The sequence below is a fragment of the Cupriavidus phytohabitans genome (assembly GCF_017815025.1).
Taxonomy (GTDB): Bacteria; Pseudomonadota; Gammaproteobacteria; order Burkholderiales; family Burkholderiaceae; genus Cupriavidus.
Window position 1 is genome coordinate 1 of record NZ_JAGIQB010000104.1, and the last position, 7,845, is coordinate 7,845.

The following is a 7,845-nucleotide window of genomic DNA, read 5'->3' on the forward strand; positions in this document are numbered from 1 at the left end:
GGCGTGATCGATCCCGCGCAGACGCGCACGGTGCTGGGGCTGGGCCTGTCGGCCAGCCTGAACGCGCCGATCGAGGATATGAAGTTCGGCGTGTTCCGCATGTAACGCCGTCACGGCATCGGCTCTATCTTCTTCATCGCTTTGTCTGGTTTCATCGGCTTCATCGGTTTTTTGGGCTTCCACTTCCATGCGTTGCGTGACCCGTCTGCTTTCCTGCCTTGCCACGGTGCTCGCCTTGCTGCCGGCCTTGCCGGCGCCGGCGCAGACGGGGGCCGGCGCCGGGCAGGCCACGCCGCGCATGCGCTTTACCGAGCAGGTGGTGATGCTGCCCAAGGCCGCGATCCCGTCGCGCATCGACCTGGAAGCCACGGTGTTCAAGCCGCCGGGAGAAGGGCCGTTTCCGCTGGTGGTGATCAACCACGGCAAGGCGCCTGGCCGCCCTTTCACGCAGGGGCGCGCACGTTTCGCGGCGCAGAGCGCCGAGTTCCTGCGCCGCGGCTACGTGGTGGTGCTGCCGATGCGGCAGGGCTTCGCGCGCTCGGGCGGCGCCTACGTGGGCGGCAGCTGCGACATCGAGTCCAACGGCATGATGCAGGCCGACGACGTGGTCGCCACGCTCGACTACATGGCCACGCTCCCCTATATCGACATGGAGCGCATCGTGGTGATCGGGCAATCGCAAGGCGGGCTGACCACCATGGCCTTCAGCACCATCGGCTATCCCGGCGTGCGCGGCGTGGTCAACTTTGCCGGCGGGCTGCGCAACCTGAACTGCGCGGACTGGGAAGGCCGGCTGGTCGACGCCTTCGCCAGCTACGGCAGCGCGGCGCGCTACCCGTCGCTATGGGTGTACGGCGACAACGACAGCTACTGGCCGGTGCCATTGCCCGGCCGCATGTTCAACGCATACAAGGCGCAGGCCAAAGGCGAAGCGGCCAATGCGCGGCTGTTCGACGTGGGCGAGTTCGCCAACGACTCGCACCGGCTGTTCAGCGCGCGCGAAGGCATCCCGTTGTGGCTACCCGAGGTCGCCGCCTTCTTCCACTCGCTCGGCCTGCCGTTCGAGACCGGCTCCTGAGCCGCACCCGCTAACCATTCAGACATCCGCCAACGGAGCGAACCATGGAATTCACCACCCTCACCGTCAATATCGCCAACCACGTCGCCACCGTGACGCTGAACCGGCCAGACGTGCGCAATGCCTTCAACGAGACCGTGATCGCGGAAGTCACCGGCGCCTTCCGCGCACTCGGCGACATGGACGAGGTGCGCGCCATCGTGCTGGCCGGCAACGGACCGGCCTTCTGCGCGGGCGCCGACCTGAACTGGATGAAGAAGATGGCCGGCTACTCCGACGACCAGAACCGCGCAGACGCGCTGACGCTGGCGCAGATGCTGTATACGGTGTGGTCGTGCCCGCGCCCGGTGATTGCGCGCATCCAGGGCGACACCTACGCCGGCGGCATGGGGCTGGTCGCCGCGTGCGACATCGCGGTGGCCGCCGAGCACGCGCATTTCTGCCTGTCCGAGGCGCGGCTGGGGCTGCTTCCCGCCACCATCAGCCCCTATGTGATCCGCGCCATGGGCGAGCAGGCGGCGCGCCGTTACTTCATCACCGCGGAGCGTTTCGACTCGGCCGAGGCGCTGCGGCTGGGCTTCGTGCATGCGGTGGTGCCGGCCGAGGCGCTCGACGCCAAGGTGGCCGAGCTGGCGACCGCGCTGGTCGGCAACAGCCCCAATGCCGTGCGCGAGAGCAAGCGGCTGGTGCAGGATATTGCGGGGCAGGTGATCGATGACGACCTGCTGGCGGATACGGCGGATCGGATTGCGAAGATCCGGGCGTCGGAGGAAGGGAAGGAAGGGGTGAGGTCGTTCCTGGAAAAGCGGACGCCGTCGTGGCGGCCGGCCTGAGGGGGGGCGATGATTTGGATGCCTTGCCTGCGGCTGGCATCTGGTAGTGCTTGATATGCCTGGTTCCGCCCTCCTGGGCGGGTCACTTTTTGTCCGAGCGACGAAAAGTAACCAAAAAGCGCGTTACTGCCCTGGGCGGGCGGCCACTCTTATCGTAGTGTGCCGGGGCTTTCGTACGGGGCTGCGCTTCCTCACATAGCAGGGCTGCCTGCCGCCGTGGTGCGCCATGGTGGCCCGGGATTGACGCAGTTTTTGGACCAGCCCCGAGCTGTGGATGGTCCCTGCTGCTGACGCCAACGTAGGGACGCCTACGGCTGCGCTGCGCGCCGTCAGCATCGCAGGTCATGTGCTCGGGCATGGAACGCATCGCTGCGCTCGCTTAGCGCTATCGCTGGCGAACCCTCCAACGGCTTCTCCCACGCTTGTTTGCTCCCCTCTCCCGCTCGCGGGAGAGGCGCCGGGGGAGAGGGCCGGAGCGTCAACGGAGCCAGGCCTCAAAAAAACCTCCATCCATTTTGCGTGGAGATCGCGGCACGCAACTCCCAAGTTCCATGCTTCACCCCTATAAAATCGTCGAAATCACGCGAACCGGCGCCCAAAACAAAAAAATCGCCTTCATTGCCAATCCCGCGCGGACGTTCCTAACATGACCCTTCCAACCGTCAGCCGCGTTGCAGCAATGCGCACGCAGACGGTCAACAAAGGAGGGCTACCTTGGATCACCTGTCCCTTTCCCCAGGCGGCGAGCAGTCGCTGGGCCAGCGCAGCCGCAATGCGGTCTGGCACCCCTGCACCCGCCTGCGCCCCGATGACGACGCCCTGCCGCTGGCGATTGTGCGCGGCGAAGGCCCGTGGCTGTTCGATGCCGACGGCCGCCGCTATTTCGACGCCACCAGTTCGTGGTGGGTCAACCTGTTCGGCCATGCCAACCCGCGCATCAACGCCGCGCTGGCGGGCCAGCTGGAAACGCTCGGGCATGTGATGCTCGCCGGCTGCACCCACGCCCCCGCGGTCGAACTGGCCGAGCGCCTGTCCGCGCTGAGCGGCGGCGCGCTCGGCAATGTGTTCTACGCCTCGGATGGCGCCTCGGCGGTCGAGATCGCGCTGAAGATGAGCTTCCACTACTGGCGCAACACCGGGCTGCCTGCCAAGCGCGAGTTCGTCTGCCTGCGCAACGGCTACCACGGCGAGACCGTTGGCGCACTGGCGGTGACCGACGTGGAAATCTTCCGCGACGCCTACGACCCGCTGATCCGCCGCGCGCATGTGGTGATGTCGCCCGACGCGCGCCAGGCCGTGCGCGGCGAATCGGCGGCCGACGTGGCCGCGCGCGCGCTGGCGGAGCTGGAAACGCTGCTGCGCGAGCGCGCCGGCCAGATCGCCGCGCTGATCGTCGAGCCGCTGGTGCAGGGCGCCGCCGGCATGGCGATGCATGACCCCTCCTATCTCGACGGCGCGCGCGCGTTGTGCGATCGCTACCGGGTGCACCTGATCGCCGACGAGATCGCGGTCGGCTGCGGACGCACCGGCACCTTCTTCGCATGGGAGCAGTCGCGGCGCACCGAGGCTGCGCTGCCCGCGCATGCGTGGCCCGATTTCCTGTGCCTGTCCAAGGGCATCAGCGGCGGCTACCTGCCGCTGTCGCTGGTGCTGTCGCGCCCTGAAATCCAGCGTGCCTTCGTCGCCGACGAACTGGCGCGCAGCTTCCTGCATTCGCACTCGTACACCGGCAACCCGCTGGCCTGCCGCGCCGCGCTGGCCACGCTCGACCTGTTCGAGCAGGACAACGTGATCGAACAGAACCGCGAACGCGCCCGCTGGCTGTCCGACGCGATGGCGCCGCTGGCCGCCGACGCGCGCCTGCAGCACGTGCGCCAGCGCGGGCTGATCTGGGCCGCCGACGTGCGCGACGATGTGGCAGGCGCCGATTTCTCCGCGCGCTTCCACCATGCCGCGCGGGCACGCGAACTGCTGGTTCGCCCGATCGGCAATACGTTGTACGTGCTGCCGCCCTATGTCTTCGATGCCGCCCAGGCGCACTGGCTGGGCCAGCAACTGCTGGCCACGCTCGACGATGTCACCACCACCAGCGCGGAGGTCCGCCATGCTGCTTGAACAACTGAAACAGGCCGCCGCGCAGCGCCAGCAACTGGCCCTGACGCGCCGCCGCCGCATCGCCCACACCGCGTGCGCGCCGCATCAGGCGGTGGGCGCCGTCGACGTGCAACCCCAATCGCTGCTGACGTTCTGCAGCAACGATTACCTCGGACTGGCCAACCATCCGCAGGTGATCGCCGCGCTGGCGGAAGGCGCGCACCGCTACGGTGCCGGCAGCGGCGCGTCACACCTGGTCAGCGGCCACTCGCTCGCGCATGCGCAGCTGGAGGAAGAGCTGGCACGCTGGTTCGCGCCGCATATCCCGCACGCGCAGACGCTGTACTTCTGCACCGGCTACATGGCCAACATGGCGGTGCTGACCGCGTTGGGCACGGCCGGCGCGACGCTGTTCTGCGAATCGCTCAACCACGCCTCGCTCATCGACGGCGCACGGCTGGCACGCGCCGACGTGCAGCGCTATCCGCATTGCGACACCGCCGCGCTGGAAGCGCTGCTGGCGGCGAGCACCAGCGAGCGCAAGCTGATTGTCACCGACAGCGTGTTCAGCATGGACGGCAACGTCGCGCCGCTGCGCCGGCTGCTGGAGCTGGCCGAGCGCTACGACGCGTGGATCATCGTCGACGACGCGCATGGCTTCGGCGTGCTGGGTGAGCAGGGCCACGGCGTGCTGGAAGCGCTGGGGCTGTCGTCCGAGCGCTTTGTCTATATCGGTACGCTGGGCAAGGCCGCCGGCGTGGCGGGCGCGTTTGTCGCCGCGCATGAGACCGTGATCGAGCATCTGGTCAACACCGCGCGGCCGTATATCTACACCACGGCCGCGCCGCCTGCGGTGGCGCATGCATTGCTGGCGAGCCTGGCGATCATCGAAGGCGAGGAAGGCCGGCAACGCCGTGCGCAACTGATGCGCTGCATTGCATTGCTGCGCGAAGGCCTGGGACGGCTGGCCGCCAGCGCCGGCTGGTCGCTGGGCGAGAGCCAGACCGCGATCCAGCCGCTGATCATTGGCGACAACGCGGCGTCGCTGGCGCTGTCGGCGGCGCTGGAGGCCGGCGGCATCCGCGTCGGCGCGATCCGGCCGCCGACGGTGCCGGAGGGCACGGCGCGGCTGCGCATCACGCTGTGCGCTGCACACGAGGAAGCCGACGTGCAACGGCTGCTGGACGCACTAGCCGGTGCGATCGCGTGCAAGGAGGCTGCATGATTGCGCCGCGCAATTTCGCGTGCTTTGTGACCGGCACCGATACCTGCGTCGGCAAGACCCACGCCAGCGCCACGCTGCTGCATGCGCTCCACGGCGCCGGCTACCGCACCGCGGGCATGAAGCCGGTCGCCAGCGGCAGCGAATGGCGCGACGGCCACTGGCACAACGACGACGTGGCCCAGCTGCGCGCCGCCAGTTCGGTGACGGTGCCGCTCGGCCATACCTGCCCGTTCCTGCTGCGCACGCCGTGCTCGCCGCACCTGGCGGCGGCGCACGAAGGGGTGCGCATCACGCGCGCGCCGATCCGCGAAGCGTTCGACGCGCTGCGCCGCCAGGCCGATGCCGTGGTGGTGGAGGGCGTGGGCGGGTTCCACGTTCCGCTCGACGCCGGCGCCGTGCGCTGGAGCACCGCCGACCTGGCCGTGATGCTGGGCCTGCCGGTGGTGATGGTGGTCGGCATCCGCCTGGGGTGCCTCAACCACGCGGTGCTGACCGCCGAAGCGGTCCGCGCGCGCGGCCTGGTGCTGGCCGGCTGGATCGCCAACCGGGTCGACCCCGACATGCTGCTCGCCGACGAGAACATCGCCACGCTGCATGCATCGCTGGACGCGCCGTGCCTGGGCGAGCTGCCCTGGCAACTCGACCCCGCCGCCGCCGCTACGCGCCTAGACCTCGCGCCGCTGTTTGCCGCCACCGCCAAATCCCGGGCCGAGGCCGCCAGCCTCGCTGCCTGAACCAGAATCCGACTGAAAACAACATGACCCAAGCCCACACCGTTACCACCATCTCCGCCGAATCGCTGCGCCAGACCGCCCGCCAGCACGCATTGCCCGACGACGCCAAATGGCGCGTCGACGACGTCGCCGCACTGTTCGCGCTGCCGTTCAACGACCTGCTGTTCCGCGCCCAGCAGGTGCATCGCGAGAACTTCGACGCCAACACCGTGCAGTTGTCGACGCTGCTGTCGATCAAGACCGGCGGCTGCGAGGAGGACTGTGGCTATTGCCCGCAAAGCGCGCACCACGACGCCGGCGTCAAGGCCGAGAAGCTGATGGCGCTGGACGAGGTGCTCGACGCCGCGCGCGCCGCCAAGGCCAACGGTGCCACGCGCTTCTGCATGGGCGCCGCCTGGCGCAGCCCCAAGGACCGCCACCTCGAGCCCGTGATGGACATGGTGCGCGAGGTCAAGGCGATGGGCCTGGAGACCTGCGTCACGCTGGGCATGCTCAAGGCGGAGCAGGCGCAGCAGCTCAAGGAAGCCGGGCTGGACTACTACAACCACAACCTGGATACCTCGCCCGAGTTCTACGGCAAGATCATCACCACGCGTACATACCAGGACCGGCTCGACACCATCGGCCACGTGCGCGACGCCGGCATCAACGTCTGCTGCGGCGGCATCGTCGGCATGGGCGAATCGCGCGAGGCGCGCGCCGGCCTGATCGCCCAGCTGGCCAATATGGACCCGTACCCGGAGTCGGTGCCCATCAACAACCTGGTCCAGGTCGAAGGCACGCCACTGGCCGGCACCGAGGCGCTGGACCCGTTCGAGTTCGTCCGCACCATTGCCGTGGCCCGCATCACCATGCCCGGGGCGATGGTGCGCCTGTCCGCTGGCCGCGAGGCCATGGATGAGGCCTTGCAGGCGCTGTGCTTCATGGCCGGCGCCAATTCCATCTTCTACGGCGAAAAGCTGCTGACCACCGGCAACCCGCAAGCCGACCGCGATCGCGCCCTGCTGGCCCGCCTGGACATCCGCGCGGAGGGTTACGCGGGGTAATCACGCGGAATAGTCACGCGGCATGGTTGCGCGAGATAGCGACGCGGAATTAACCCATTGGACACCTCCCCGCCGTAAGATGCCGATAACGGCATAACAAGGAGGGAGCCATGTTCAGCAAGATCCTGATCGCCAACCGCGGCGAGATCGCCTGCCGTGTCGCCGCCACCTGCCGCCGGCTCGGCATCCGCACCGTCGCGGTGTACTCGGATGCCGACGCCGATGCGCGCCACGTCGCCTTCTGCGACGAAGCCGTCCATATCGGCGGCGCCGCCGCGCGCGACAGCTACCTGCGCGCCGATCACATCATTGAAATGGCGAAGGAGACCGGCGCCCAGGCGATCCACCCGGGCTACGGCTTCCTGTCCGAAAACGAAGCCTTCGCCGAGGCCTGCGTCGCGGCGGGGCTGGTCTTCATCGGCCCGCCGGCTTCCGCCATCTACGCGATGGGCAGCAAGAGCGCGGCCAAGCAGTTGATGGAGCGCGCTGCCGTACCGCTGGTGCCGGGCTACCACGGCGAAGACCAGGATCCGGCGCTGCTGCGCCGCGAGGCCGACCGCATCGGCTACCCGGTGCTGCTCAAGGCCAGCGCGGGCGGTGGCGGCAAGGGCATGCGCGTGGTCGAGTCGGGCGATGGCTTCGAGGCCGCGCTGGCATCGGTCAAGCGCGAGGCCAGCGCCAGCTTCGGCGACGACAAGGTGCTGGTGGAGAAATACCTGACCCGCCCGCGCCATATCGAGATCCAGGTGTTTGCCGACACGCACGGCAACTGCGTCTACCTGTTCGAGCGCGACTGCTCGGTGCAGCGCCGGCACCAGAAGGTGCTGGAAGAGGC

General features: G+C 68.5%; 7 protein-coding genes. All 7 read left to right on the forward strand.

The features are described 5' to 3' along the window. Positions 1–187 precede the first annotated feature (187 nt). Positions 188–1,078: a dienelactone hydrolase family protein gene (locus J8I34_RS32495; RefSeq protein ID WP_209778145.1), complete on the forward strand. Its 891-nt coding sequence runs from the start codon at positions 188–190 to the stop codon at positions 1,076–1,078. Positions 1,079–1,122: 44 nt separating this feature from the next. After that, entirely contained in the window at positions 1,123–1,911 is a 789-nt protein-coding gene (locus J8I34_RS32500; RefSeq protein WP_029047302.1) for an enoyl-CoA hydratase/isomerase family protein, read from the forward strand. A gap of 714 nt (positions 1,912–2,625) precedes the next feature. After that, positions 2,626–4,026, forward strand: coding sequence for an adenosylmethionine--8-amino-7-oxononanoate transaminase (bioA, locus tag J8I34_RS32505; RefSeq protein ID WP_209778141.1), 1,401 nt, complete (start codon positions 2,626–2,628; stop codon positions 4,024–4,026). Beyond that, complete coding sequence (gene bioF, locus J8I34_RS32510; RefSeq protein WP_209808310.1) at positions 4,016–5,230, forward strand: 8-amino-7-oxononanoate synthase; 1,215 nt, start codon at positions 4,016–4,018, stop codon at positions 5,228–5,230. The genes bioA and bioF overlap by 11 nt, the downstream gene beginning before the upstream one ends. Beyond that, positions 5,227–5,964, forward strand: coding sequence for a dethiobiotin synthase (gene bioD, locus J8I34_RS32515; protein ID WP_209808312.1), 738 nt, complete (start codon positions 5,227–5,229; stop codon positions 5,962–5,964). The genes bioF and bioD overlap by 4 nt, the downstream gene beginning before the upstream one ends. 23 nt (positions 5,965–5,987) lie before the next feature. Next, positions 5,988–7,010, forward strand: a complete 1,023-nt coding sequence (bioB, locus tag J8I34_RS32520; RefSeq protein ID WP_133098118.1) for a biotin synthase BioB — start codon at positions 5,988–5,990, stop codon at positions 7,008–7,010. Positions 7,011–7,120: 110 nt separating this feature from the next. After that, positions 7,121–7,845, forward strand: a 725-nt coding sequence (locus J8I34_RS32525; protein ID WP_305826464.1) for a biotin carboxylase N-terminal domain-containing protein, incomplete at its 3' end; no start/stop codon positions are given.